The sequence below is a fragment of the Streptomyces sp. HPF1205 genome, assembly GCF_020400825.1.
Taxonomy (GTDB): domain Bacteria; phylum Actinomycetota; class Actinomycetes; order Streptomycetales; family Streptomycetaceae; genus Actinacidiphila.
The window spans coordinates 1-1,102 of sequence record NZ_JAINVH010000118.1; the positions used below are offsets into that span (position 1 = coordinate 1).

At 67.8% G+C, this 1,102-nt stretch carries 1 protein-coding gene; it reads right to left on the minus strand.

The window, feature by feature from the left end:
* Window positions 1–1,102, minus strand: a 1,102-nt coding sequence (locus tag K7G61_RS35890) for a type I polyketide synthase (protein WP_225851344.1), incomplete at both ends; no start/stop codon positions are given.

Consider the following 1,102-nt stretch of genomic DNA (forward strand, 5'->3'; position numbering starts at 1 on the left):
ACCGCAGACCCCCGCACCACCGCCACCACCGGATGCCCCAGCCGCCGGGCGTCGGACAACCGCTCCACCAGCAGCACACCCACACCCTCACCCCACACCGTCCCGTCCGCACCCGCCCCGAACGCCTTGCACCGACCATCCGCGGCCAACCCACCCTGCCGCCCGAACTCCGCGAACAACCCCGGAGTCGACATCACCGTCACACCACCCACCACCGCCATCGAACACTCACCACCACGCAACGCCTGCACCGCCAAATGCAACGCCACCAACGACGACGAACACGCCGTATCCACCGTCACCGCAGGACCCTCAAAACCAAACGTGTACGACACACGACCCGACACCACACTCGCCGCATTACCCGTCAGAAGGTGTCCCTCCAGTTCCCGCGCAGCCGCGCCCAGCAGGGCCGCATAGTCCTGGCCGTTCGTGCCGACGAACACACCCGTACGCGAACCCCGCAAAGCCGTCACATCGATCCCGGCCCGCTCGAACACCTCCCACGACGTCTCCAACAACAACCGCTGCTGCGGATCCATCGCCAACGCCTCACGCGGCGAAATCCCGAAGAAATCCGCGTCAAACTCCCCCGCCTCGTACAAGAACGCACCCCGCGCCGCAAAACCCCCACCCCCGCCGGCACCAACGCCGACACCGGAGCCAGCACCAGCGCCGGCGGCGGTCGCGGGATCCGCGGCCCAGCCACGATCGGACGGGAACTCCGCCACCGTGTCCACACCCTCCACCAGCACCCGCCACAACTCCTCCGGAGACGACGCCCCACCCGGGAACCGGCACGCCATCCCCACAATCACCACCGGATCATCCACAACCCCCACCACCGGGACAGCCTCACCACCCACCACCGGGGCAGCCTCACCACCCACACCCGTACCCGCCACCACCTCACCGGTGACCCTGCCCACCAGGAACTCACCCAGAGCACGCGGCGTCGGATAATCAAAAACCAGCCCCGCCGGCAACCGCTGACCCGACAAACGACTCAACCGGTTCCGCAACTCCACAGCCGTCAGCGAATCAAACCCCAGATCACGAAACGCCCGCCCCGCGGCAACCGCATCCACCGACCCGTACCCCA